Origin of the sequence: Bacillus sp. V59.32b, from assembly GCF_003429085.1 — a bacterium.
Taxonomy (GTDB): Bacteria; Bacillota; Bacilli; order Bacillales; family DSM-1321; genus Peribacillus.
The window spans coordinates 52168-77666 of record NZ_QVTC01000060.1; the positions used below are offsets into that span (position 1 = coordinate 52168).

22 protein-coding genes, 4 pseudogenes and 2 riboswitches are annotated in these 25499 nt (G+C 42.1%); of the genes and pseudogenes, 19 read left to right on the forward strand and 7 right to left on the reverse strand.

Annotated elements, in window-relative coordinates:
• Positions 1–8: 8 nt before the first annotated feature.
• Both D0463_RS14195 and D0463_RS14200 read right to left on the reverse strand, forming a co-directional pair.
• The gene (locus D0463_RS14195; protein WP_117308040.1) at positions 9–803 is read right to left on the reverse strand and encodes a YqhG family protein; all 795 of its coding nucleotides are present in this window, start codon (positions 801–803) and stop codon (positions 9–11) included.
• A complete protein-coding gene (locus tag D0463_RS14200) occupies positions 781–2469 on the reverse strand; it encodes a DEAD/DEAH box helicase (protein WP_117308041.1) in 1689 nt (562 codons plus the stop codon). Before D0463_RS14200 ends, D0463_RS14195 begins: the two co-directional genes overlap by 23 nt.
• Positions 2470–2712: 243 nt before the next feature.
• Positions 2713–2800: riboswitch (glycine riboswitch) on the forward strand.
• 3 nt (positions 2801–2803) lie between these two features.
• A riboswitch (glycine riboswitch) is annotated at positions 2804–2892 on the forward strand.
• A 76-nt stretch (positions 2893–2968) separates the two neighbouring features.
• Here D0463_RS14200 and gcvT point away from each other — a divergent pair.
• From gcvT to gcvPB, 3 genes are read left to right on the forward strand one after another with little or no spacing between them, the layout of a single operon-like run.
• Positions 2969–4075 (forward strand): glycine cleavage system aminomethyltransferase GcvT, encoded by a 1107-nt coding sequence (gene gcvT, locus D0463_RS14205; protein WP_117308042.1) that lies wholly within the window; start codon positions 2969–2971, stop codon positions 4073–4075.
• Between the two features lie 15 nt (positions 4076–4090).
• A complete protein-coding gene (gene gcvPA / locus D0463_RS14210) occupies positions 4091–5437 on the forward strand; it encodes an aminomethyl-transferring glycine dehydrogenase subunit GcvPA (protein ID WP_117308043.1) in 1347 nt (448 codons plus the stop codon).
• Entirely contained in the window at positions 5430–6887 is a 1458-nt protein-coding gene (gene gcvPB / locus D0463_RS14215) for an aminomethyl-transferring glycine dehydrogenase subunit GcvPB (protein WP_117308044.1), read from the forward strand. The genes gcvPA and gcvPB overlap by 8 nt, the downstream gene beginning before the upstream one ends.
• Positions 6888–6971: 84 nt before the next feature.
• Here the strand turns inward: gcvPB and D0463_RS14220 are convergent, their stop codons facing one another.
• Positions 6972–7313 carry a rhodanese-like domain-containing protein gene (locus tag D0463_RS14220; RefSeq protein ID WP_174234332.1) on the reverse strand — a complete coding sequence of 114 codons (342 nt, stop codon included), beginning with the start codon at positions 7311–7313 and terminating at the stop codon, positions 6972–6974.
• Positions 7314–7544: 231 nt separating this feature from the next.
• Here D0463_RS14220 and D0463_RS14225 point away from each other — a divergent pair, with 231 nt between their 5' ends.
• The 9 genes and pseudogenes from D0463_RS14225 to D0463_RS14260 all read left to right on the forward strand — a co-directional run bounded on the left by D0463_RS14225 (position 7545) and on the right by D0463_RS14260 (position 16059).
• Entirely contained in the window at positions 7545–8381 is an 837-nt protein-coding gene (locus D0463_RS14225; protein ID WP_117308046.1) for a lipoate--protein ligase family protein, read from the forward strand.
• A gap of 399 nt (positions 8382–8780) precedes the next feature.
• A pseudogene (locus tag D0463_RS14230) lies at positions 8781–9569 on the forward strand (ribonucleotide reductase N-terminal alpha domain-containing protein); the annotation flags it as partial.
• 221 nt (positions 9570–9790) lie between these two features.
• On the forward strand, positions 9791–10657 hold the full coding sequence (locus tag D0463_RS14235) for an LAGLIDADG family homing endonuclease (RefSeq protein WP_117308047.1): 867 nt from the start codon (positions 9791–9793) through the stop codon (positions 10655–10657).
• Positions 10658–10876: 219 nt separating this feature from the next.
• Positions 10877–10999: a hypothetical protein gene (locus D0463_RS20145; RefSeq protein ID WP_301950648.1), complete on the forward strand. Its 123-nt coding sequence runs from the start codon at positions 10877–10879 to the stop codon at positions 10997–10999.
• An 82-nt stretch (positions 11000–11081) separates the two neighbouring features.
• Positions 11082–12848 (forward strand): vitamin B12-dependent ribonucleotide reductase, encoded by a 1767-nt coding sequence (locus D0463_RS14240; protein ID WP_117308048.1) that lies wholly within the window; start codon positions 11082–11084, stop codon positions 12846–12848.
• A gap of 127 nt (positions 12849–12975) precedes the next feature.
• A pseudogene (locus D0463_RS14245) lies at positions 12976–13343 on the forward strand (heteromeric transposase endonuclease subunit TnsA); the annotation flags it as partial.
• A 376-nt stretch (positions 13344–13719) separates the two neighbouring features.
• Positions 13720–14496 (forward strand): hypothetical protein, encoded by a 777-nt coding sequence (locus D0463_RS14250; RefSeq protein WP_216824904.1) that lies wholly within the window; start codon positions 13720–13722, stop codon positions 14494–14496.
• A 695-nt stretch (positions 14497–15191) separates the two neighbouring features.
• Positions 15192–15668 carry a MerR family transcriptional regulator gene (locus D0463_RS14255; protein WP_117308049.1) on the forward strand — a complete coding sequence of 159 codons (477 nt, stop codon included), beginning with the start codon at positions 15192–15194 and terminating at the stop codon, positions 15666–15668.
• Positions 15649–16059: a hypothetical protein gene (locus D0463_RS14260; protein WP_117308050.1), complete on the forward strand. Its 411-nt coding sequence runs from the start codon at positions 15649–15651 to the stop codon at positions 16057–16059. The genes D0463_RS14255 and D0463_RS14260 overlap by 20 nt, the downstream gene beginning before the upstream one ends.
• 524 nt (positions 16060–16583) lie before the next feature.
• On the opposite strand, the pseudogene D0463_RS19950 reads toward D0463_RS14260, so the two are convergent.
• Positions 16584–16803 (reverse strand): annotated as a pseudogene (locus D0463_RS19950) (GNAT family N-acetyltransferase); the annotation flags it as partial.
• Between the two features lie 348 nt (positions 16804–17151).
• On the opposite strand from D0463_RS19950, the pseudogene D0463_RS14275 reads away from it, so the two are divergent.
• Positions 17152–18397 (forward strand): annotated as a pseudogene (locus D0463_RS14275) (MFS transporter).
• Positions 18398–18493: 96 nt separating this feature from the next.
• Here the strand turns inward: D0463_RS14275 and D0463_RS14280 are convergent.
• A complete protein-coding gene (locus D0463_RS14280) occupies positions 18494–18682 on the reverse strand; it encodes a hypothetical protein (protein ID WP_117308051.1) in 189 nt (62 codons plus the stop codon).
• Positions 18683–18823: 141 nt separating this feature from the next.
• On the opposite strand from D0463_RS14280, the gene splB reads away from it, so the two are divergent.
• Both splB and D0463_RS14290 read left to right on the forward strand, forming a co-directional pair.
• Positions 18824–19849, forward strand: a complete 1026-nt coding sequence (gene splB, locus D0463_RS14285; protein WP_117308052.1) for a spore photoproduct lyase — start codon at positions 18824–18826, stop codon at positions 19847–19849.
• Positions 19850–19931: 82 nt separating this feature from the next.
• The gene (locus tag D0463_RS14290; RefSeq protein WP_117308053.1) at positions 19932–20825 is read left to right on the forward strand and encodes a patatin-like phospholipase family protein; all 894 of its coding nucleotides are present in this window, start codon (positions 19932–19934) and stop codon (positions 20823–20825) included.
• A gap of 13 nt (positions 20826–20838) precedes the next feature.
• Here the strand turns inward: D0463_RS14290 and D0463_RS14295 are convergent, their stop codons facing one another.
• Together D0463_RS14295 and D0463_RS14300 are read right to left on the reverse strand one after the other, a co-directional pair.
• Complete coding sequence (locus D0463_RS14295; protein ID WP_117308054.1) at positions 20839–21213, reverse strand: SA1362 family protein; 375 nt, start codon at positions 21211–21213, stop codon at positions 20839–20841.
• A gap of 86 nt (positions 21214–21299) precedes the next feature.
• Positions 21300–22196 carry a DUF1385 domain-containing protein gene (locus D0463_RS14300; protein WP_117308084.1) on the reverse strand — a complete coding sequence of 299 codons (897 nt, stop codon included), beginning with the start codon at positions 22194–22196 and terminating at the stop codon, positions 21300–21302.
• Positions 22197–22419: 223 nt separating this feature from the next.
• On the opposite strand from D0463_RS14300, the gene D0463_RS14305 reads away from it, so the two are divergent.
• The 4 genes from D0463_RS14305 (at position 22420) to efp (ending at position 25141) form a co-directional block, all read left to right on the forward strand.
• Positions 22420–22932, forward strand: a complete 513-nt coding sequence (locus D0463_RS14305; RefSeq protein ID WP_160118446.1) for a YqhR family membrane protein — start codon at positions 22420–22422, stop codon at positions 22930–22932.
• 122 nt (positions 22933–23054) lie between these two features.
• Entirely contained in the window at positions 23055–23486 is a 432-nt protein-coding gene (aroQ, locus tag D0463_RS14310; RefSeq protein WP_117308056.1) for a type II 3-dehydroquinate dehydratase, read from the forward strand.
• A 14-nt stretch (positions 23487–23500) separates the two neighbouring features.
• Positions 23501–24562 carry a M24 family metallopeptidase gene (locus D0463_RS14315; RefSeq protein WP_117308057.1) on the forward strand — a complete coding sequence of 354 codons (1062 nt, stop codon included), beginning with the start codon at positions 23501–23503 and terminating at the stop codon, positions 24560–24562.
• A 21-nt stretch (positions 24563–24583) separates the two neighbouring features.
• Positions 24584–25141, forward strand: coding sequence for an elongation factor P (efp, locus tag D0463_RS14320; RefSeq protein ID WP_117308058.1), 558 nt, complete (start codon positions 24584–24586; stop codon positions 25139–25141).
• The last annotated feature ends 358 nt before the right edge of the window (positions 25142–25499 follow it).

The window sequence follows — 25499 nt, forward strand, 5'->3', positions numbered from 1 at the left end:
ATGCATGCTTACATGGCTTTTTCCGTCAGATAGAAAAGCCCGCCATTGACGACTGCGATGTTGATGCTCGGTTCGTACTGGGCGCGCAGTGCTTCTTTTTCCGTATAATAGCTTTCGCTTTTTTCTTCCATATCCTCGTAAAATTGTTCGAGCAGCTTTAAATCATTGTCCCATCGTTTCACAGCTTCCTCGGCCCAGGAATGGTCGTCTCCTTCAAACGTCCGCCTTATATACGTATCCAGCCGAGATAAACCGCTTTTAGGCATGATCATCGGCGACAATGTAAACGAAAAGTCGGGAATTCTCGGGGTTGTCTGCAAGTTCAGAACTTTGCGGTGAAAATCCTCGAGGATTTGCCCGTTTATCAAGTTCAAGCCGACCGAAATAAACACATCCCGCTTGCGGTCGCATTGGTAGGATACCTTCACATTCAGGCATAACCAGGGAATGAGCGGATATTGTCCTGTCCCGTTTGATTTTGTATCCTCGAAGAGCCGAATGTAGCTTGCGAGCCTTTTTGTTGATTCGAATATCTGGTGCAGCCGTGGTGAACCGAAATGAATATGTTCTCCCTTTACGGTGTCGGGGGCCTTCATTTGGTCGGTAATCAGCGTCAGCTTCGCCGGGTCGGGAGTGCCACCCGTTTTTTCAAGGTAATGCCAATAAAACGGCCGGTTCATCAATTCCTTGTCCATTTCGATCGTCAGCTGGACTTTTATATAGCCAGGCTGGTTTTCCATGATTTCGCAGTTGTTGGATTGAAAGTATTTGATCAAAAATTCATGAATTTCCTGTTGCTGCACGAACCTCACCCTCCTTTATTTCCTGGGCAAACTGGATCATCGATGAAAGATTATCCATTTTGATCTTCATTTCGCCTTCACTTTTTGAGGCACCAACGACATCAATTAAATATTCCTCGATATTGCCGATTTCCAGCTTGGTCAAGATGTCATCGAGCTCCCCGATTACCTTTTCAAACAGATTAATTTTTTCATATAACAGTTTTAAGATATGATCTTCAACGGTATTTTTCGTCGCAAAATTATAGATATGAACATCCTTTTCCTGACCGAGCCTGTGGACACGGCCAATCCGCTGCTCCAGCCGCATCGGATTCCAAGGCAAATCAAAATTAATTAAATGGTGGCAAAATTGGAGGTTGATTCCTTCGCCGCCGGCTTCTGTTGCGATCAGCACCTGAACATTCTTCTGGAACAGCTCTTTCATCCAATCCTTTTTGCCGCGCTTGAAGCCGCCGCGGAACGGCACAGAAGTAATGCCGTTTTGTTTCAGGAACCACTGTAAGTAAGCTTGAGTAGCTCGGTATTCCGTAAAGATGATGACTTTTTCATCAATCTTCTTAATCAGCTCCAATGCTTTTTCCGCTTTTGAGTTTCGCTCGACTTCTTTCAATGTCGCAAATATGTGATTGAGCCTTTCAACAAATTCTTCCGATGGATCTTCTTCTTTTTCGATCATGTTTTTCAATGTATGCAACACAGCTTCCCGGCTGCTGCATGCCTCCCTTTGCAAAGTAAGCAAGGAAAAAGTGCTGCCTATGCCTCCAGCGGTGGATGGCCTGAATTCAGACACTGCATCGTAAAGCGCTTGTTCCGTCGGGGAAAACTCAATGATGATCGTCTCGACAAGTCTTTTTGTCCATTCTATCCCGGTATCGGCCCTCCTGTTTCGAATCATGACTTTATTCACCAGCTCTTTTAAATGTTGGTCATCATGAATGCCTCTGCCTTTTCCTTTGTATTTTTCCGAAAACAAGGCAGCGTTTCCGAGATGTCCGGGCTTTAACAGGGAAACAAGATGAAAGATTTCTTCTACCTTGTTTTGAATGGGTGTTGCCGTCAAAAGCAGGCAGAATTTCTTTTTTAGGCTCTGCACGAATTGATAGTTCTTCGTTTTATTGTTTTTTAGTTTATGAGCTTCATCGATGATGATCAAATCGTATTCCTGGTTGAAAATAATCTCGCGGTGCGGTTCCCTTTTAGCTGTATCGATGGAAGAAACGACACAGTCGCAGGATTCCCAAACATAGCTTTTCTTTTGTCCGACAGCCGGGATGTGAAACTTTGTGTTCAACTCGAATACCCATTGGCTAACCAGTGATGCAGGCACTAAGATCAACACTTTTTTTACGAGGCCGCGAATCATGTATTCTTTTAGAATCAAACCTGCTTCAATCGTTTTTCCCAGCCCGACCTCATCGGCGAGAATTGCTTTTCCATTCATATTCTCGACAACCTGTATCGCGGTTTCTAATTGATGGGGAAGAGGTTTTAACTGCGGCAGATGCTTTGGCGCCTGCAGACCTTCGAAATCAGGTATGACCAGATGTTCTTCGATTTGAACAGCCAGCTTGAATAACTCCCAGTTTGCCCACGGTCCGTCCTCATTGGTTCGGTGTAAGAATTCGTCTTCCCAGGTGGAATCGAATGTGATATTGATTTTCATTATACTGCCACCTCCTTGGGTTTCAGGAAAAAATAAAAAAAATTAAAAATATGATAGATTTAGACTGCCATTATGTTTAAAGACGAACATTAAAGAGTGATTTATCTGTTAATGATAAGTTTTTTGTTATTATCTGATAAAAAAGATTGCAGAAAAATAGGCCTTAATGGTAGGATGAGAGTATATTCAGGCGGCAAATCTTTTCTTTTTAGTATGGCTAATCAGAAGAATTATTATAAGCGGATGAAGGCAAGGGGAGAGACTACATATGTAGCGCCGAAGGAGCAAGCTGAAAAGTGAATCTCTCAGGCAAAAGAACTCTTGCTGGACGCAGCTCTGGAGAGCGTCCGGGCGCAGGTTGTGCAAGGGCCACCAAAGGGGAAAACCTTCTATCAAGGCAAACTCTCAGGTACCAGGACAGAGAATAGCTCTATTTATAGGAGCTTCTCTGTCCTTTTTTGTGTATGGAAGTAAAAAATCAATAGGGAGGGAATGTAAATTGGCTGAATTAAAAAGAACTTCGCTGCATGAGGTTTATAAAGAAAATGGAGGCAAAACCATCGACTTTGGCGGGTGGGAGCTGCCCGTGCAGTTTTCCGGTATAAAAGACGAGCATGAAACCGTACGCACGAAAGTGGGGTTGTTCGATGTCTCGCATATGGGTGAAATCGAAGTAAAAGGCCCTGAGAGCATTGCATTCCTGCAAAGAATGCTCACGAATGATGTGTTGAAGCTTAAAGCGGGCGGTGCGCAGTATACGGCGATGTGCTATGAAAATGGCGGTACCGTGGATGATTTGATTGTCTATAAGAAAAGCGAGGGAGATTATCTTCTCGTTGTCAATGCTGCCAATATCGACAAAGATTTCAATTGGCTGCAGACAAATCTTATCGAAGATGTTGAGCTGATTAATATTTCTTCTGACATATCCCAACTTGCGCTTCAAGGGCCGGCAGCTGAAAAAGTGCTCCAAAAATTGACTGAAAATACTGATTTAAGTGAAATCAAATTTTTCACATTCCGAGAAAATGTGGACTTGGACGGAATCACCGCGCTCGTGTCCCGAACAGGCTACACCGGGGAAGATGGCTTTGAGATATATTGCAAGAGCGAGGATGGCCCGGCGTTGTGGCGAAAGCTGCTAAAAGCCGGGAAGGAAGAAGGAATCCAGCCAATTGGCCTTGGAGCCCGTGACACGCTGCGTTTTGAAGCCAATCTCGCCCTATACGGGCAAGAATTAAGTCCTGATATAACGCCAATCGAAGCTGGCATCGGTTTTGCGGTCAAGACAGATAAAGAAGCGGATTTCATCGGCAAAGCGGTTCTTTCCGAACAAAAAGAAAAGGGCGCTCCCCGTAAAATCGTCGGCATTGAGATGATCGACAGAGGAATTCCACGCCACGGGTATCCGGTCTATTCGAGAGATGAGTTAATCGGCGAAATCACGACCGGCACCCAGTCCCCTTCGCTCCAGAAAAATGTCGGTCTGGCTATTTTGAACAAAGATTATATTGAGCTTGGCACAGAGGTAGAAGTGGAAATCCGTTCAAAACGATTAAAGGCGCAGGTTGTGGCGACACCTTTTTATAAACGACCTAAAAAGTAGAGGGGAAGGGTAAGAATGAAACATCGTTATTTACCGATGACAGAGCAAGACAAACACGAAATGCTATCAGCAATCGGCGTATCGGCCGTCGACGAAATTTTCAATGATATTCCTGAACGTGTAAGGTTTAAGGGAGAATACAAGATCAAACCGGCAAAGTCCGAATCTTCTTTATTGAAGGAGCTTTCAAGGCTGGCGGCGAAGAACGCGGATGTGAAGAGCTATGCTTCTTTCCTGGGAGCTGGTGTTTATGACCATTACATGCCCGTCATTGTAGACCATGTCATTTCCCGTTCCGAATTTTATACAGCCTACACACCATATCAGCCTGAAATTTCACAAGGAGAATTACAGGCAATCTTTGAATTCCAGACAATGATTTGTGAATTGACCGGCATGGATGTCGCCAATTCATCGATGTACGATGGCGGAACGGCGCTTGCAGAAGCAGCCATGCTTAGCGCCGGCCAGACGCGCAGGAAGAAGATTCTGCTTTCAAGCGCTGTCCATCCAGAAACCCGGGACGTAGTGAAAGCATACGCAAAAGGGCAATATGTCGAGGTTATTGAGGTTCCGTACAAAGACGGAATTACAGATTTAGCGGCATTGAAAGAATTGACCAGCGATGAGATTGCCGGTGTCATCGTCCAGTATCCAAACTTCTTTGGACGGATCGAGCCACTCAAAGAAATCGAAGAGATTGTCCATGCCGAAAAAGCGATGTTTATTGTCTCTAGCAATCCGCTGGCACTCGGGGCATTGACGCCGCCAGGCATGCTTGGTGCTGATGTGGTGGCAGGCGATGCTCAGGTCTTCGGAATTCCTGCAGCGTTTGGCGGACCACACTGCGGCTATTTTGCGGTGACAAACAAATTGATAAGGAAGGTGCCGGGAAGGCTGGTTGGCCAAACGGTCGATGAGGACGGCAAACGCGGTTTTGTACTGACATTGCAGGCTCGTGAACAGCATATCCGCCGTGATAAGGCAACTTCCAACATCTGTTCGAATCAAGCGTTGAATGCTCTGGCTGCTTCAGTAGCGATGACGGCCCTTGGGAAAACGGGTGTCAAGGAAATGGCCATCCGCAATATCCAAAAAGCGCATTATGCCAAGAAAGCGCTACAGGATAAAGGAATCGAGGTTGTATTTGACGGCCCTTCTTTTAACGAATTTGTCGTGAAGCTTCCTGCTTCCTACAAAGAAGTGAATGACAGGCTGTTTGAAAAGGATATAATCGGCGGTTTCGATTTGGGACGTGTTTATCCAGAGCTTAAGAACCATATGCTTGTAGCGGTAACCGAATTACGAACAAAAGAAGAAATTGATGCATTTGCTGCGGAATTGGGGGATCGCCATGAATAAACAAGATCAATCACTGATTTTCGAAATCAGCGCACCGGGGCGGATCGGATACAGTCTACCGGAAATGGATGTCGAAGCTATTTCCATTGAAGAAATTCTTCCAGCTGAATATATTCGAGAGGAAGCCGCGGGATTGCCTGAGGTATCGGAACTGGATATTATGCGTCACTATACGGCGCTCTCTCACCGTAACCACGGGGTAGACTCTGGTTTCTATCCGTTAGGTTCATGTACGATGAAATATAATCCGAAAATAAATGAAAATGTCGCGCGCATGAATGGCTTTGCCCATGTGCACCCATACCAGGACGAAGACACTGTCCAGGGTGCTTTGGAGTTGATGTACGATCTTCAGGAGCATTTAATCGAAATAACCGGAATGGATCAGGTAACCTTGCAGCCTGCGGCTGGAGCACATGGGGAATGGACGGGGCTGATGATGATTCGCGCGTATCATGAAGCGAATGGCGATACAGCACGTACCAAGGTAATTGTTCCAGATTCCGCTCACGGTACGAACCCTGCTTCCGCAACAGTTGCCGGCTTTGAGACAGTCACGGTGAAATCAAATGAACAAGGGCTTGTTGACCTTGAAGATTTAAAGCGGGTAGTAGGACCTGATACAGCGGCCCTTATGCTGACAAATCCGAACACACTGGGCTTATTTGAAGAAAATATTTTGGGAATGGCGGAAATTATTCATAGCGCAGGCGGTAAGCTTTACTATGACGGCGCTAATTTGAACGCTGTGCTATCAAAGGCGCGTCCGGGCGACATGGGCTTTGATGTCGTTCATTTAAACCTTCATAAAACATTTACCGGCCCGCATGGCGGCGGCGGCCCCGGATCCGGTCCGGTTGGCGTGAAAAGCGATCTGATTCCTTTCCTTCCAAAGCCGCTCGTGTCAGAAAAAGACGGCAGGTATTTCTTCGATTATGACAGGCCGCAGTCTATTGGCCGTGTGAAGCCGTATTATGGAAACTTCGGCATCAACGTACGCGCCTATACGTATATCCGGTCCATGGGTCCGGACGGACTAAAGGCTGTAACGGAAAATGCAGTAATCAATGCGAACTATATGATGCGGAGATTGGCACCTTACTTCGATCTGCCATATGACAGGCATTGCAAGCATGAATTCGTGCTGAGCGGTAAACGTCAAAAGAAACTCGGTGTCCGTACGCTTGATATTGCCAAAAGATTACTCGATTTTGGCTATCATCCGCCAACCATCTATTTCCCGCTTAATGTCGAGGAATGCATGATGATTGAGCCGACAGAAACCGAATCAAAAGAAACCTTAGATGCTTTCATTGATGCGATGATCCAAATTGCCAAAGAAGCCGAAGATACACCGGAAATCGTCCAGGAAGCTCCGCATACGACAGTAATCAAACGGCTTGATGAAACGTTAGCTGCGAGAAAACCTGTCCTTCGTTATCAGGCATAAAAGAAAAATCCTTATCAGTGATGAAAACTGATAAGGATTTTTTTCTGCATTGAGTAAAAAAAGAACCCATGATGACATGGATTCTTAGTTTTTCGCTTTTATTTTACCGCTCCATTGTTTAAAGCCGCCTTTTAAATGATAGAGCTCCTTGTATCCTTTTCGGTGCAGCATTTGTGCCGCTCTTCCGCTTCTTAGTCCGCTCTGGCAATACAAATAGATCGGCTTGTCCGTACGAAGTTCCTTCAGGCGGGTTTTTAGCTGAGTTAAAGGAATGTTCCTCGCCCCTAAAATGTGCCCCGCTTCAAATTCATTTGGTTCCCGCACATCGATTAGCTGGGCTTTGCGGTATCCTGCCACGAATTCTTCCTGGGTTAAAGTCTTTGCGATTTTGCGTTGTCTAAGCAAGTTAAATATCGAATATGACATGAAACCAGCCAGGATAATCAAGAGAATATATAATGATGTCAAAGTCTTCAAACCCCTTTCTCTGCGATAAGCAATACAGACCAGACATGTTATATTATAGTATTGAACACCTATTTAATCAAAAAAAATTTATCGTAAATGAATTTATATTTCGGGAAGAGAGTTTGCTTTTTATTAACGGATAAGTTTGATACACTACTATGGTAATATGACTGTAAAGAAGGTTTGGATATGACAAAAGAAGTATGGGCATATATTGATTCGGGAGATTGCTCCCCATCATTTAATATGGCGATGGATGAAGTGCTGCTGAACTGGCACAGCAATGGCGAGATTCCACCAGTGATTCGATTCTACGGTTGGAACCCGCCGACCCTTTCGATCGGCTATTTTCAAAAAGCCGAAAAGGAAATCAATCTCGATGAAGTGAAAAGACAGGGAGTTGGGTTCGTCAGGAGGCCAACCGGCGGACGGGCTGTATTGCATGAGCATGAGCTTACATACAGTGTCATCGTAACGGAAGAACACCCTGGCATGCCAAAGAACGTCACGGAAGCTTACCGGGTCATTTCCGAGGGCGTTTTAAAAGGATTCCAGAATCTTGGCATGGAAGCCTATTTTGCGGTTCCTAAAACCGATTCGGAAAAGGCGGCTTTAAAAGAACCAAGATCTTCTGTATGCTTTGATGCTCCAAGCTGGTATGAGCTGGTGGTCGAAGGCAGGAAAGTCGCGGGCAGTGCACAGACCAGGCAAAAGGGAGTGATTCTGCAGCATGGCTCGATCCTGATTGATCTTGATGACGATAAACTGTTCAGCATGTTTAACTTCCCGAATGACCGGGTCAAGGAAAGAATGATGAAGAGCTTTAAAGATAAAGCTGTCGCCATACATGATCTGACACCCCGCAGAATCAACATTGCCGAAGCGAAGGAAGCATTTAAGAATGGATTTGCAGAAGGTCTAGAGATTGAATTGAAGCCTTACTCGTTAAGCGAAAAGCAATTAGAGGAAATTGAGCAGCTTGCCAAAACAAAATATGAGAGCGATGAATGGACCTATATGAGATAGGCGGCCAGCGTCGCTTTTTTCTTTTTGAGTGGTTTAGAAAATAAAAAAATTTTCAGATTTTTTAGGGTTAGCCTGTTTTTTCAGCAACCATCAGTGTTTGAATGATTCCAAAAAAATGCAACAGTTAAAATTGGCTGTATTCGTCCGAAAACTGACAAAAATCGATAGTTTTCTACAAAATCCTGACTGATTTAAGTGTTTTTCGGTTTGACAAGAAGAGTAGAGATTGATCAAAATATCAATATGTAGTATCCGGTGAAATATTTAACACACTATATATTGATATTTGCGGTTTGGTGTGATAGATTTAGGGTACTTCAAAAATATGTGACGTTCTTAGACAACTACATAAAGAAACCCGCATCTAAGAAGAGGATAGTAAGTAAAGGAGAGATGGTCATGGCTGTAGTTTTGAAAGACACGATGAAGATTAATGTAGAGAGGTTGAATAAGGATATTTCCTTGTTCCCGCAGGTGCATAAGATCACACCTGACATGCACAGGACGCATAAGGGCGTCTCAAAGCTGGTGATGATTGACCGCTACTCATTTAAGGATACGGCAAAAGTAACATTATCAAACGGTGACTTTGTCGTGCTCACCATTAAAGAAGATCCGAAATTCCCGGCAAGGGGTCTCGGTTACATCCAGAACATCGATTGGGAAAACAAGCGGGCCGATGTATTGGTCGAGGAAGAATATCGCGGGGTGTTAGATAATCCTAAAGAATTGGAAACAGGGATCATCAACCGTTCCCTCGATATCATTGAGAAACCGCTTGAAATCTTCTACGAACAAATCGCTAAGCGAAATGCTACTGGACTCGCTTCAGTAGAAAAAACAGAAGAAAAACGCCAGGAATGGTTCGAAAAGTTCTATAAAGAGCTCGCCGATTTGAACTTTGTACCAGCGGGGCGTGTGTTGTACGGAGCCGGTGCTGACACGGACGTAACCTACTTCAACTGTTATGTAATGCCTTTCGTCCAGGATTCGCGTGAAGGAATTTCTGAACATCGGAAACAGGTCATGGAAATCATGAGCCGCGGCGGCGGTGTTGGTACGAACGGTTCAACGCTTCGTCCACGCAACACGCTTGCTAAAGGTGTGAATGGTAAATCATCAGGTTCTGTATCATGGCTTGATGATATTGCGAAATTGACGCATTTGGTTGAGCAGGGCGGGTCCCGTTAAATAGCGCAATGGCGGGATTAAAATCTCGTGAATTGCTGGAACACCCTTAGAGCCATATCCACTACAACGTGACTGGTAACAGTGAGCGTGATAGTCCAAAAAGGATATGGATTGGGCAATCAGCAGCGAAGCATCTCGGGAAACGGAGATGAACGTTCAACGACTATTGAAATCACCTAAAGATTTTCAGATAAACATTTTGAAAAAGGTGGTATTTGATGGAATCAAAGGTGAGAGTAAACCATAATAACCGGAGACGGATTTATGGGGCGCGAGACAAAGAAGAATTAGTAAATGCGATTGGTGAATTACACAAGCATGGGTATAGCCAAGTTGATATTGCAAAGAAACTTAAAATTAGCCGAGGAACCATTTTGAGATGGAACAAAGAATTGAACATCTTCACTCCTAGACTTCCAGGTGAAGCGGGGAAATTAAAGTCTAGGATATACCACTATAATGAAGATTATTTTTCTGAAATCACTACGCCGAACCAAGCATATCTGATTGGATATATTTTAGGGGACGGGACTTTGGTGGATAGAAAAAAATCTAAGCGATTAGTTTTAAGTCTGGCTGAAGAAGACAGGCAACTTATCTTTGATATCGCAAAAGAACTTAATATGACTAATGTTGTTAAATATCGAAAAGCAAGTGCCATAAATGAACAAAACAAAAAATATTCATTACCGATTAATTCAACAAAAATGTGCAATGACTTAATCAAGCTAGGAATAACTCCTAAGAAGACTGGTAATGAAAAATGGATTGATTTAATGGATGAAAAACTCCAATGGGCATTTGTAAGAGGCTTTTTCGATGCAGATGGTCATATTGGGATCTATATGAGAAATGGCTCGCTAATATCTCGAGTCCGATTTACGGGTTCAAAAGTAATGATGAATTCCATTTTACAGTTCCTTAATTCTCATGGTATCGGCAAGAACGTAAATGCAATAACTCCAAAACAAGGCTGCTATGATATATCTATTTCAAAAGTAGATGAAATACGATCATGTTTCTATACCTATATAATAGTGGAAGCATCAAACTCAATCGCAAATACGAAAAATTTTCTTCTTTGATGATATAGTCTGATCTCATATGAAAGTATGAGAGCCGGGTAGAAATGACCCGGCCCGCTTGAAAGAGCGAGTAACAATAAGCGAGGCGCGCAAATGATAATGCTAGCGGATTAACAAATGACATTACAGTAGATGCATTAGTCCGCGTCGTTCAGACAATGAACGGCTAGAAAATCGGGTGAATTGCAGGGAAATCCTTAGAGGCAGGCAAGCCACAACGTGACTGGAAACGGTGAGCGTGACGGCAAAAAATTGCTTTGCATTGGACAATCTGCAGCCAAGCGTCATTGGGCAAAGGTAATGGCGAAGGTTCAACGACTAGAGAGTGAGTCCCAACAATAAACTCTCACAAGCGCCCGGCCCCTAACAGTAATTGCTGAGGGTGATGATATAGTCTAGTCCGGCTGTTGATTAACAGCGAAATATTCCGAAAGGAACGGTATGCACGTGGCATCCAGATATCATTGAATTTATTATCTCTAAAATGCAAAACCCAAGAATCCTTCGTTATTTAATGGAAAATACAAATGATGAAACAATTAAGAAATATGCCAGCGAAAAGCTGAAATTTACACCGTTCACCGAACAGGAAGAAGCAATGTATCAGGGAATTGTGAATTACAAGCAGATCCCAGGAATGGGCGGATTTAATGATAAAATTATCAGAGACGCTGAAGAGAAACTGCGTACGGGTGGAACCTACACCGTTCATAATTCGGAATTCCTGACAGGTGCAAACATCTCGATCTGCCTGACAAAAGAATTCATGGATGCGGTTGAGAATGATGCAGAATATGAACTTCGTTTCCCTGATGTGGAAAGCTATAATTCAGATGAAATGAAAATTTACAACGAAACATGGCATGAAGTCGGCGATGTACGCGAGTGGAAAAAGCAGGGACATAAAGTCCGTGTCTACCGAAAAATCAAGGCTAAGGAACTTTGGAACCTGATTAACATCTGTGCCACTTATTCGGCTGAACCAGGCATATTCTTCATTGATAATGCCAATGAAATGACAAATGCGAAAGCATACGGTCAGCAGGTAGTGGCGACAAACCCATGCGGGGAGCAGCCTCTCGCACCTTTCAGTGTTTGTAACCTCGCTGCAGTCAACCTGGGTGAAATGGCTGATAAAGAAACGAAAACTGTAAACTTTGAAAAATTGAAACAGACCGTGGAAATCGGCGTAAGAATGCAGGATAACGTCATTGATGCCACTCCTTATTTCCTGGAGGAAAATAAAAAGCAGGCTCTTGGCGAACGCCGGGTCGGGCTTGGAGTTATGGGTCTTCATGATCTATTGATCTATTGTGAAACAGAGTATGGTTCTGAAGAAGGCAACATCCTGATCGATAGCGTGTTCGAAGCGATTGCAACTACTGCATACCGTGCTTCGGTTGAACTCGCGAAAGAAAAAGGAAGCTTCCCATTCCTTGAAGCAAAAGAGCAGCAGGAAACAAACCGCTTAAGAAAAGCTTTCACAGAAACAGGCTTCATGCAGAAAATGCCTGAGGATGTGAGAAATGACATTCTAGAGTATGGTATCCGAAATTCGCATCTGTTAACGGTTGCACCAACTGGATCTACCGGGACGATGGTCGGAGTCTCAACAGGCTTGGAACCTTACTTCTCATTCACTTATTTCCGAAGCGGACGCCTTGGGAAATTCATCGAAGTGAAAGCGGATATCGTTCAGGAATACCTGGACAGAAATCCTGAAGCGGATCCTAATAACCTGCCGCAATGGTTTGTCTCTGCGATGGAGCTTGCTCCGGAAGCGCATGCTGATGTTCAATGCATCATCCAGCGCTGGATTGACAGCTCAATCAGCAAAACCGTTAACGCACCGAAAGGCTATAATGTCGAGCAGGTTCAAAAGGTATATGAGCGTTTGTATAAAGGCGGAGCCAAAGGCGGTACGGTTTATGTTGACGGAAGCCGTGACAGCCAGGTTCTAACTTTGAAAGCGGAAGAAAACAATCTTGATGAATTTGATTTAGAATATGAAGAGGATAAACAGCCGAAAGTGGTCCTTGTTGATACAATTAACGAATTGCGGTCCACGAATGTAACCATCGGTTCTGAAGTAGGCGATACTTGCCCAGTCTGCCGTAAAGGCGAAGTAAACGAAATCGGCGGCTGCAACACATGCACCAACTGCGGCGCCCAATTGAAATGCGGCTTGTAATCCATTTAATACCTGACAGCTGTGGTTTTGAAATAAAGTTTAACCGTTTGTAAAAAAGTTTAACTGTTTATAAAAAAGTTGCACCGTTTTACCCCTTTGGATATGATTATCTAAAGGGGTGTTTTTTATGTCAAAAAGAACAAGAACATCCAGAACGGAAAAGTGGATTAAAGAAGGAAGAGGTTCAGGTTTTGGTGCAGAGTACAAACCGTGGCTAAAGATTCAAGATGTATCCTCAAAAGGTCGCTCCACACGCTTAAAAGGAATAAAAACAAATAGACAGCATGAGTTTTTATCAGATTTAGAACGAAACTACTTTTATATAACTGAATATTCAGATTTAGTTATCGATATTAGAGAACAATTTCCCTTATTGCCGTTGGAAGAAACAATTGTAATTGCAGATGAATTGGGAATTAAACATCCTACTAATCCTAGGAGTGGTGAGTTGATTGTGATGACAACAGATTTTTATTAACGTTAGATAAAGGCAAATATGACACTTCACTGGTCCATGATATTGATTTATTCTTCAAGAATCGGGCGCGTTAATGGAAACAACCGTGCCACAATAGGACCAAGATTTTGTATAATAGATTATGTAAATATTGTACAATGCGGCTATATTTAACAAAGTAAGGTTGGAGGTTGATAATTATCTTTGAAAAGAGCGAAAGTTCAACGGAAGTGGTTTTGCTGCAGGTATAAGATTAGGTGACGGTTTAACTTTAACTATGATTTGAAAGTTTATTTGCTTTATAGTTGTTATGGCTTGCCCTTCTTTAAATATCAGTTTTAATAAAACTGGTTAACCCATATTATATTTGATATTTTTAAAAAATAATTGAGCGAAAATCAGAGGAGTAGTATTATGAATTCTATCAAAATCACTAATAAAAGAAACATTATTATAGGGTTGTTTCTCTCATCTATTATCTTATTATCAGCTTGTGGAAATGACTCAAGTGGATCTACAGAAGATACTAAAAACAAAGTACACAAAGTTGAAAACACTACAGAGGATAAACCCGAAGAGAAAAATGCACCTCTGGATATTTTGAATCAACTTGCAACACTTTCTACCCAAACAGAAGAGCTTTATGTTACAGGCAATATAGTAATTGGCGAAAATGAAGAAGTTACACCTGGTATTTATGATTTAGAAATCACAGGAGGTTCTGGAAATATATTTGGTGACCGCTCTTCTGTTTCTTCGTTATTCATAAATTGGGTTGGAGGAGCAAAAGAAAATACTGGAGGATATCCTTCAAAAATACGAATGATACTTTTTGAAGGTGATACTCTTGAATTTAGCGATATTTCTAAAGTTAAATTTAATGCAGTACCTGAAAAGGTTGAACCTTCTAATGAATTAGGTATAGGTGAGTTTATAGTTGGAAGAGATATCATGCCTGGAGATTATAAACTTTCAACTAATGTTAAATTAAATCCTGAATTTGAGAATTTAGGATGGAAAATTACAATATATAACGATGAAAATGGTCAGAGCAGAGATCAAATGTTTACTGCTACTAATGATGATGTAGTTGTCAGCTTAAAAGAAGGTGAAGTTATTTCAATTTCTTACGATAATACTGACCATGGTTCTTCTTCAGATGATGCAAAATTAATATTTGCAGAATTATAATAAAAAATAATCGTTATTTTATTCGGTTGAATATTTTCATCCGAAAAAGTTTCAATAATTCTTGTATGTTCACGGTTGGCTTTCTTCGGTTAAAGGGCGCGTTTGTGGAAGAGCTAATCGCAGAAAATGATCAAACTTTTTTACAAAAGTTGTGAAATACTTCACAAAAAAGGGACCCGTTTTGATCAATCTTTTTTTCAAAACGGGTTCTTTATAAGTTACGTAAGATGTGGGTTTGTAAGTTATTTTTGATCAAACTTTATTTTAAAGCTACAACAGCTGTGGATTAAAATAAAGTCGCGATGATTATAAAAAAGATGCGATGTTTAAAAATAAGTCGCGACGTTTATAAAAATGTTGCGATGCTCTACCCCTTTGGATAATCTAAAGGGGTGTTTTTATAGTGAAAGGAAAGAACATCTAAATTAAATGACGGATTAATGAACTGTTGATAGAAAATAGAGTTGTTCCGTTAAAGGGCCAGATTATTGAATAATACAGATAGAAAATGATTGAACTTTTTATAAAAACCATACTTTAACCCAGTGGAAAAGAATCCACTTTTATCAATCTTTTCTTCGTTAAATACCGGTTTTTGTAGTTAATTTGACCACAAATTTTATTTCAAAGCATATTGAGGAAAAATTATAAATACAACTTGACATTGGAGTAAACTCCAATGATATTCTGGGTTCATGGAAAAACTTTATTCTATACAAGAGGTTTCACGAAAACTTGGGATCCCCAAGGATACACTTCGGTATTATGACCGGATTGGGATCATCTCGCCTTCTCGGGATGACAATCGGTACCGCAAGTATTCGAGGGATGACCTCATAGACTTGATGAATACTCAGATCATGCAGTATGCGGACTTTTCTCTTGACGAAATCAAGGAGAAATTTATTGGTATCCGCAAGATGGAAAATATTGATTCCACTTACTGTGAAGATGTTGCTTCGTTCCTCGATGCTAAAAACGCAGAAACGCGGATGAAGATTACCCATCTGGAAAAGGTCAGCCAGCTGCTCAATATGGCAGCCGAAACGTTAAGGGACTTTAATAAAGAAAGCGACCAACGATTGGCAGAATTCGTCCGCGAGCTTTACAAGGATATCCGAGAGAATGAACCGGAAATTTCTAAGGAGGGTTGTGATCGTCATCAAGGTTAGGAATTATTATTATCTGATTGTAGGGGTTCTTGCGATTCTGTTTGCCGTTACGCATGCTTGGAATGGGCAATCCGTTGTGCTGCCGACACTCGACATTAAGGCGATGCCCATGGATACCCGGACGGTATTCACGTATGTTTGGCACATTATAACGGCGGAAAATCTGGTATTCGGCATTGCATTCATTTACATGTCATTCCAAAGTGAGCAATTAAAAATCCGTATTGCCGCTTTGATAATCGCGGCGATCCTGATCGTCCGACTGATTGTCATTCTTGGCGTAACTGCATTACTTGACGTTTCAGCTCTTACGGATACGATTGTAGATTCTATTGCCATCGTAATCTATGTTGCCTTGATTATATTGGGCACAACTATGAATAAAAAATAAACAGGTGGTTATCAGCTACAATAACTTAGATTTCTGAATTTTCTTCCAACTTGTAGACTCTATCAAAGCTATATAGTAAACAATCATTGGCCTTTCTTGATTAAATATGTTTATGATCAAAGTTGTACATTCAAAGTCGTGCTGTTATCGAATATTAGAGCAGTGAAATTAACCAAGGTGGGATACACATTCATGACAGCGATGAGGTCAGGGGGCGTGTCCCTTTGTGCTATTGGGAGCCATACGAAAGGTGGCGAACCCTTGGAGCTCGTTATTAATAAGAAGTCGTCTTTTTGCATAGACCACACATTTAAGGGATTGAGTTTTTTGTGGTGTAAAAAAGATTGTGAAGTAATGTACTTAAAGTAAAGGGTGCTATTCTTGAATAAGGGAAAGAGTAAACTAACAATAAAGAAGATGCTGGCAATTTGTTTAGCACATCTTCTTTATTGTTTTAAGTGATCATGTAATAATCTCTGAGAATGTTGATCTAAAAGACTCTCTAATTTTTGTTTTACTGGTGTTCAATCCCTATCTATAATGCTATAAAATACTGAATTACGGTAAGAACCATCTTTTCGAATCATATGATTTCTTAAAATTCCTTCTATTATTCCACCAATTCGTCTATTGCTTTTTGTGATCGTACGTTTTGTTCATCGGTTTATCACGAATAATTTTCAAGATTTCAAAACAATACTTTAATAATAAGTATTTACATTCTGTGTTTATCTGCGTGCCCCATGTTTAAAAGCGCAAGTTACTTCTTCCATAAAAGGGCGCGATTGTGGAACAACATAGGTAGAAAATGATCAATTTTTTTATAAGAACCACACTTAAACTGCTGAAGAAGAATCCATTTTGATCAATCTTTTTTCAAAATGGATTCTTTTTATTTATCGTAAAATACTGGTTTGTGAGTTATTTTTGACCAAACTTTAGTTCAAAGCAACAACAGCGGTAAGCTGTCAGGTTTTTTTGCGCAACAACCTGAAAGAGTGGAAACTCCCCTGTTGCATTTCCTTTTTTTGACCGAAAACATTTCCTTGTTTAGGACATCATATTAATACAAATGTCGGATGAGGTGCAGGGATGAAAAACAAGGAATACCTAGAAGAGAACAAAGTGAGTGTCTGGTGTATCGTAAGCATGGCTTCGATCCCGCTTGTCATGACGCTCGGAAACTCAATGCTGATCCCGATTTTGCCCATCTTTGAAGATAAGGTGGGGATTACCTCTTTTCAGTCGAGTATGGTGATTACAAGCTATTCGATTGCTTCCATCTTTTTGATTCCGGTAGCCGGTTATTTATCCGATAAGTTTGGCAGAAAAAAAGTGATGCTGCCGGCCCTCCTATTCGCTTTGATCGGCGGATTGATTGCGGGTTTTGCTTCATGGAAGCTGCAACAGCCTTTCACTTGGATCATTATCGGACGAATTTTGCAGGGCATTGGAGCAGCCGGTGCTGCACCAATCATTTTGCCATTAGTAGGCGATCTTTATAAAGATGATGATGAAAAAACAAGCTCCTGTTTAGGCATCATTGAAACGAGCAACACATTTGGAAAAGTGCTCAGTCCCATATTGGGATCCCTATTTGCGTCCATTGTCTGGTTTCTTCCATTTTTCTCGATTTCCTTTTTTAGCCTGATATCCATGATCCTCGTTTTTTTCTTTATTAAGGTACCTAAAGGAGAAGAAGAGCCAAAAAGGTTTAAGGAATTTCTCCAGACGACGAAGAAAACGTTCAAACAGGAAGGGAGATGGCTGTACACGGTTTTCCTGTTAGGTGCATTTGTGATGCTTATTTTGTTTGCCATGCTTTTTTCTCTCGGACAGCCTGGAAACCGTCCACCGATTAAAAGGCATGAGAAAAGGGTTTATCATTGCGGTCCCGCTTTTCCTGCTTTGTATTTCATCGTATGTCTCGGGAAGGAAAATCAAAGGAAGCCTGTCTGCGATGAAGAAATTAATCATTGGCTGCTTGATTCTTATGTCCGGCAGTGTTGTGTTTATCGGGTTTGTGAAAGCAAGGCTGATTTTGCTTCTTGTCGTAACTAGTCTCGTCGGGATCGCGATAGGAGCGTTATTGCCAACCTTGGATGCTTTGATCACCGAAAATATTGAAAAGGAAGAACGAGGGACGATTTCTTCCTTTTACAGCTCGGCGCGTTTTATCGGAGTGGCTCTGGGACCGCCGCTCATGTCGATCCTTATGAAAAACTATTTAAACATTAGCTATATTGGTTCAGGTATTATTGGCCTGATCATTATGTTGATCGTCATCAAGTGCATCCACACAGAGAGCGGACAAGAAAAAATGAGCCCGCATAATTGAAAGACCGATTACAAAAATTGTAGTCGGTCGTTTATGTTGGAATAAAAATTCTTTTTGTATGGTTACGACGTACACCACAGGCGCTTTCACTTTTCTTTAAAGATTCTCATTCTGCTGTCCGATCTCATCCCCGGCTAAAATTTCGTTTGCCGTTTTTAACTCCATATATTCATCCACTGAATCTCCCGGAACCGTTTTTCGGTTCGGAAAGGCCTGGTCGGTTTCAATTGTCAGTCTCTCTTTCTTTGGGGCATTGGTTAGATATTGATCCTCTCTTTTTTTCATGCTCTGCTTAACACCTCCGAACTATTAATTTTCCCATAATAAACCCAACATGAGAACACACGGATTCAGAAAAACTATCCTTATGAATAGGATGTCAAAATTCCGCAACTGCATACTGACTATAAAAGGAGAGCATGAAGAATGAAACCATTTGTTCCACAGCTTGTTTATATCGAACCAAAAGCCCTGGAATATCCGCTTGGCCGTGAACTGAAACAAAAGTTTGAGGAGATGAACATCGAAATCAGAGAAACGACGTCACACAACCAAATCAGAGGGCTGCCTGGAGATAATGACTTTCAAAGATACCGGGTCGCAAAATCGACTTTGGTGATTGGCATCCGGAAGACGTTGAAATTCGATACATCCAAGCCGTCCGCAGAATATGCGATTCCGCTCGCTACCGGGTGTATGGGACATTGCCATTATTGCTATTTGCAGACCACTCTCGGGAGCAAGCCATACATAAGGTCTTATGTTAATCTGGAGGATATTTTCGAGGCGGCTGAAAAATATATGAATGAAAGAAAGCCGGAGATCACACGGTTTGAAGCAGCCTGTACTTCTGATATTGTCGGCATCGATCATTTAACACATTCCCTTAAGAAAACGATTGAGTTCTTTGGGCAAAAAGAATTTGGTTTGCTGAGGTTCGTTACCAAATTCCATCATGTCGACCATCTGCTCGATGCCAAGCATAACGGAAGGACACGATTTCGCTTTAGCATCAATTCCCGCTATGTCATTAAAAATTTTGAACCGGGGACCTCTTCTTTTGATGAGCGAATAGAAGCAGCGCGGAAGGTGGCGGCTGCAGGCTATCCACTCGGATTCATTGTGGCGCCGATTTATATCCATGAGGATTGGAAAGCAGGCTATCTTGAGCTGTTTGAGCGTTTAAGTGAATCATTGCAAGGAATGGATCTTTCCAACTTAACGTTTGAATTGATCCAGCACCGGTTCACCGCACCGGCAAAACGGGTGATTCAAAAAAATTACCCAAAGTCAAAGCTTGAGCTCGATGAAGGCAAACGTAAATATAAATGGGGCCGGTATGGAATTGGAAAGTATGTCTATCCAAACGAAGAGGCGGCTGACTTGGAATCCACGATCAGAGGCTATATCGACCGCTTTTTTCCGAAAAGTGAGGTTCAGTATTTTACCTAAATGAATAAAGTGAAAAATTTAGTGACATATAGCTTATCCCCTGATTAAAGTGTAGAAAAGGCCTTTAGCAGGGGTGGACAAATTGCTTATTGACGGTGTGTTTTCCGGAGGAGGAATAAAGGGTTTTGCATTGGTCGGCGCATTACAGGTACTGGAGGAAAGGGGCTTTACATTCTGCAGGACGGCCGGGACAAGTGCAGGCTCGATTATTGCAGCGTTTATTACGGTCGGTTACAATGGCCGTGAAATAAATGATATATTAAATGAAATGGATGCAAGCGAGTTTTTGGATGCTAGAATAAGAAACAGACTGCCCATTCCGTTTGCAAAATGGCTTATGGTTTATTGGAAGCTGGGTTTGTATAAGGGAGACGCCCTTGAAAAATGGGTCGCCGAAAAGCTTGCAGCAAGAGGAGTCGTCAGGTTTTCGGATCTTCCATTTCAGAGCTTGAGAATTATCGTTTCCGACATTTCAAATGGAAGATTGGTCGTGCTGCCGGATGACCTGGTTAAGTATGGAATTGATCCGGGGAGTTTCCCGGTCGCAAAAGCAGTACGAATGAGCTGCAGCATTCCTTATTTTTTTGAACCAGTCAAGCTGAAGCTGGAGAAGGGCATGGGTAGTCATGTGTTTGTGGATGGCGGTGTGTTGAGCAATTTTCCGATGTGGCTATTCGATTCGGAACATGTAAAAAAGCGGCGTCCTGTACTTGGGATGAAACTAAGCGGAGATAAAGAATGCGAAAAACCTCATGAAGTGGACAACGCACTTGAGATGTTCAGCGCTCTGTTCAAGACGATGAAGGATGCCCACGATTCCAGATATATCTCAAGAAAGCATGTTAACAATATTATTTTCATTCCGATGAAGGGCGTGTCGGCGACTGAATTTGAATTAACAGAGGAGAACAAGGCTGTGCTTGTCAATCAAGGGAAACAATCGGCTGAAAAGTTCCTGAAAAAATGGACCTATTAAAAAATCGGGCTTTTTAAAACGAAGCCCGATTTTTCTTTTTATTTTTTTTTCCTTCAATGACGGTTAGGTTTGCTTCCGACTTTTTTCTGATTTTCGATTTATTCTTCGCTGATTTGGCTAGAGAAAAGGTAGCGACATTATCCCGTTTTGCCTTTGTGGATTTCTGCCTGTTTTTCGATTGGCGAGCGGCTTTAAGAAATGCCCGTTGCTCTTTTTTTTCAGGCTTATCCTTTGTTAAACGTTTATAAATGAAATAAACAATCCCCACCACAACTGCGATAATCAGGACGCTTCTGATCAAGCCCCATGGATTATGAAACAATTGGCTGGCGAGTCCGAGAACGGCCAATGCAATGATCCCGTAAATGATACGATTCAACAAAGACACCTCCTTAAGAGCATCATGAGCATTTTTACCGCTTTTTAAACGAGCTTTTTCAAATAATCCTCAAACTTTTTTCCTTATGCTATTTTTTACACAATATCTTCTGTTTTTAAACCTGCGGCTGTACCTTTTTCCAGTCTGAGAAGTTCATTGAAAGAAGCCAGGGCCACTTCGACCTGGTCATCTGTCGGCTCTTTAGTGGTCAAAAGCTGCAACCATAGACCGGGATAACCAAGATAGCGCAGCACGGGAACCTCCCTCAATTTGTTTGTAAGCTGAAGGACTTCAAAGGAAATGCCGAGAACCACCGGAATGAGCAAAATCCGATTGACCACTCTCAGCCAGAGGGGATCCGTAGGAAAGAACATATAGACAAAAACCCCTACAAATACAGTGAATAAGATAAAGCTTGAACCACAGCGGTAATGGAGTCTGGACTGGGCTTGAATGTTTTCTACAGTAAGTTCTTTGCCGTTTTCAAAACAATTGATAATCTTATGCTCAGCTCCGTGATATTGGAAGACCCTTTTAATGATCGGGGTGAGCGACACAAAATATATATAGGAAAACAATAGGAGAAGCTTGAAGAAGCCTTCCACAAGAATCTGTGCGGTCTTACCCTGAAAAATCGGTTGCATTAAATCAGCGAGAAAAACCGGGATGAGTGTAAATATCAATTTTCCAAAAATGAATGAAAGCACGCCAACTGCTGCTACACCTAGCCACATGGTCAGCTTCGACGATGATGCCGCTTCCTTTGCGATTTCCCCATCATCTGCAGGATCTACATCAAAGCGTTCTGATGAAAAGTTTAGATGCTTTGAGCCGTTGGCGCTTGAAGTTATAATGGCCACGATACCTCGCAAAAAAGGGATTTTCTTTAATTTCTGAAGCAGGGGCTTACTTTCTCGTGGTACATGAAAATATTCTATGGAAGAGTCTTTACGCCGGACCGCGGTAACGGTGTGGTGTTTGCCGCCAAACATGACGCCTTCCACTACCGCCTGCCCTCCGTATACTGGTTTTTGGGTTTCAGACAATTTCTACACCAACCTATGCTGTTATTTTACCCTTCGTACTACTTCTTTATCATACTAAAAAAAACAATATTTTTATACTTTAATCGTTCAACTTCTATCATTACATGGATGAATTCATAGAAATATTGCATGCGGGGAAGGGGCATGCTACATAATGGAGGTGAAAGATATGTCTGAACTAAATGAAGAACAAACCGGACGGGACACACCAAGGTCTCTTATCGTGGATTCCATGGTCATTGGTTTTTATAGCGGTGTTTTTTGGAGCTTCCTTGCCCAAGTGGCCTACTTTTTAAATTTTTTGGACTTCAGCCCAAAATTTCTTTTGACTTCATGGATTACGTTAGAATGGGCCAAAGGCTGGCTCGGGGTTGTCATATCGATCCTGCTATTTGGAATCCTTTCCATTTTGGCAGCTCTCATTTACTATGCTTTATTAAAAAAGGTCACAAGCATTTTTGCCGGTCTGCTATATGGAGTAGTTTTATGGCTGGTTTTAGTTTTTATATTTAAGCCGATGTTCCCTGATTTTCCTTCATATGCGGAAATGACGGGTAACACGATTATCACGAGCATTTGTCTTTTTATCTTATTTGGTGTATCTATCGGCTATTCGATTTCTTACGAACATCAGGAGCTCGAAAAGATAGAAAAGATGGAAACGGAAGCAAAGATGACTTGATGTAGATCACACATTGAACATGAAAAGATGCTTGCGCTTTTCTGTGTAACATAATTTGGGATTATGATAGAATGTTCATGTTGAACATTCTTTTTTAATTCAGCAGATAAAGCGGGTGTAGCATGGAAAATATATTAGTGATAAACGGTCCTAATCTTAATCGGTTAGGAAAACGGGAGCCAAAGCAATACGGAATAGAGACGCTTTCCGATTTAGAGCATTCTTTAAAGCAAAGTGCGGAAGGACTCGGAATCAGTCTCGATCTCTTCCAGTCTAACTATGAAGGGGCGATTATTGATAAACTGCACTGGGCCGAAGATAATGGAGTGAAGGGCATCGTTATCAATGCAGGAGCACTTACACATTACAGCTATGCGATTCGAGATGCAATTGCTGCTATAAAAATCCCCGTCATCGAAGTACATATTACTAACGTTCATGCACGGGAGGAATTCAGGCATGTATCCGTTATTGCGCCGGTAACGGCCGGTCAAATTGTCGGACTTGGCCTGCAAGGTTACGAATTGGCGCTTCATGCATTAAAAAAAATATAAAGGAGTGAAATGGGATGGAGAAATTAGAGCGATTCCGCGAAAAAATGGAGACTGTCCAGGTTGATGGATTTTTGATCACAAGCACATATAACCGCCGCTATATGACGAACTTCACTGGTTCTGCGGGTATTGTGTTGATTTCCCGCAAAGAAGCGAAATTCATTACGGATTTCCGCTATGTGGAACAGGCAGGCAAGCAGGCTCAAGGGTTTGAAATTGTCCAGCATACTGGTACGATTACCGATGAAGTGGCCAGTCAGGCAAAAGCGATGGGCATCAAAAGACTTGGTTTTGAACAGGATCACGTCACGTTTGCGTCATACAAAGTGTATGAAACCGCTTTTGAAGGTGAGCTCGTCCCGGTATCGGGCCTGATAGAGAAATTGCGCTTGATTAAGACACCGTCAGAGATTAAGATATTAAAGGAAGCCGCACAGATTGCCGATGCGGCATTTACCCATATCACACAATATATCCGTCCCGGTTTAACTGAATTGGAAGTTTCCAATGAACTTGAGTTTTTTATGAGAAAGCAGGGAGCTGCTTCTTCTTCCTTCGACACGATTGTGGCATCAGGATACCGCGGGGCTCTTCCGCACGGGGTTGCTTCTGATAAAGTGATTGAAAAGGGAGAATTGGTCACTCTTGATTACGGAGCTTATTACAACGGGTATGTATCCGATATTACCCGAACCCTGGCAGTGGGCCAGCCAAGTGATGAGTTAAAAAATATTTACAACATCGTTCTTGAAGCACAGCTGCGGGGAATGGCCGGCATCAAGCCGGGCATGACCGGAAAAGAAGCAGACGCGCTTACCCGTAATTTTATTGCCGAAAAAGGATACGGAGAAAGTTTTGGCCATTCAACCGGTCATGGCATCGGCCTCGAAGTGCATGAAGGACCGGCACTTTCTGTCCGATCTGAAACAATCCTGGAGCCTGGCATGGCCGTAACGGTGGAACCGGGCATTTACGTAGCGGAATTGGGTGGTGTCCGGATTGAGGACGATACGATCATTACCATTCAAGGCAATGAATCGCTCACCCATTCAACAAAAGAGTTAATTATTTTGTAATAAGATGTAGGAGGACAAAAAATGATTTCCGTTAATGATTTTCGTACCGGGTTAACAATTGAAGTGGACAATGGCATTTGGCAGGTAATTGAATTCCAGCATGTAAAGCCAGGTAAAGGGGCTGCCTTTGTACGTTCAAAGCTGCGGAACCTTCGTACAGGAGCGATCCAGGAAAAGACCTTCCGTGCCGGAGAAAAAGTAAGCAAAGCCCATATCGAAAACCGCAAGATGCAGTATTTGTATGCAAGCGGCGACAACCATGTGTTTATGGATAATGAAACATACGATCAAATCGAACTTCCTGAAAAGAGCATCGAGAGGGAATTGAAATTCTTGAAAGAAAATATGGAAGTGCATATCATGACATTCCAAAGCGAAACACTTGGGGTCGAGCTCCCAAACACGGTTGAACTCGAAGTAACCGAAACAGAACCGGGAATCAAAGGGGACACCGCTTCCGGTGGAACGAAGCCGGCAACTCTTGAAACAGGACTTACTGTCCAGGTTCCTTTCTTCGTAAATCAGGGAGACCGTCTGATCATCAATACAACAGAAGCTTCCTATGTATCGCGTGCATAAGGAAAAGCGGAAGCTCGCGTCGACTAAAATCGACACGTCCTGTACGTCGTGGCTAAACATCTGTCAAAATTATAAAAGTCTTTGAATCAAAAACCGGAGAGCCTAATCTCCGGTTTTTTTTGCTCAATTTTGATACGAAATCTGGGATTGGCTACAAAAATAAAATTACCGCTACAAAAGTGGTATTATCGGCTACAAAACTGAGAAAAGCGGCTACAAAAATTGAATTTTCAGCTACGAAAATTAGAGTTTCCAACAAAATCGAAATTCCCGCAACGAAATCTAAATGAAAACACCCACCCCGGTAAAACCCGCTACATATCGAAATTCCCAATCCCCAATTGGCGGACCTTCTTCC

Coding starts and splice junctions, on each gene's coding strand:
- D0463_RS14250 (WP_216824904.1), top strand. CDS start 13,720: ATGAATTCTATCAAAATCACTAATAAAAGAAACATTATTATAGGGTTG.
- efp (WP_117308058.1), top strand. CDS start 24,584: ATGATTTCCGTTAATGATTTTCGTACCGGGTTAACAATTGAAGTGGAC.
- D0463_RS14315 (WP_117308057.1), top strand. CDS start 23,501: ATGGAGAAATTAGAGCGATTCCGCGAAAAAATGGAGACTGTCCAGGTT.
- D0463_RS14280 (WP_117308051.1), bottom strand. CDS start 18,682: ATGAAAAAAAGAGAGGATCAATATCTAACCAATGCCCCAAAGAAAGAG.
- D0463_RS14305 (WP_160118446.1), top strand. CDS start 22,420: ATGTCTGAACTAAATGAAGAACAAACCGGACGGGACACACCAAGGTCT.
- D0463_RS14225 (WP_117308046.1), top strand. CDS start 7,545: ATGACAAAAGAAGTATGGGCATATATTGATTCGGGAGATTGCTCCCCA.
- D0463_RS14255 (WP_117308049.1), top strand. CDS start 15,192: ATGGAAAAACTTTATTCTATACAAGAGGTTTCACGAAAACTTGGGATC.
- D0463_RS14300 (WP_117308084.1), bottom strand. CDS start 22,196: ATGTTTGGCGGCAAACACCACACCGTTACCGCGGTCCGGCGTAAAGAC.
- gcvPB (WP_117308044.1), top strand. CDS start 5,430: ATGAATAAACAAGATCAATCACTGATTTTCGAAATCAGCGCACCGGGG.
- D0463_RS14200 (WP_117308041.1), bottom strand. CDS start 2,469: ATGAAAATCAATATCACATTCGATTCCACCTGGGAAGACGAATTCTTA.
- splB (WP_117308052.1), top strand. CDS start 18,824: ATGAAACCATTTGTTCCACAGCTTGTTTATATCGAACCAAAAGCCCTG.
- D0463_RS14235 (WP_117308047.1), top strand. CDS start 9,791: ATGGAATCAAAGGTGAGAGTAAACCATAATAACCGGAGACGGATTTAT.
- D0463_RS14220 (WP_174234332.1), bottom strand. CDS start 7,313: ATGTCATATTCGATATTTAACTTGCTTAGACAACGCAAAATCGCAAAG.
- gcvPA (WP_117308043.1), top strand. CDS start 4,091: ATGAAACATCGTTATTTACCGATGACAGAGCAAGACAAACACGAAATG.
- aroQ (WP_117308056.1), top strand. CDS start 23,055: ATGGAAAATATATTAGTGATAAACGGTCCTAATCTTAATCGGTTAGGA.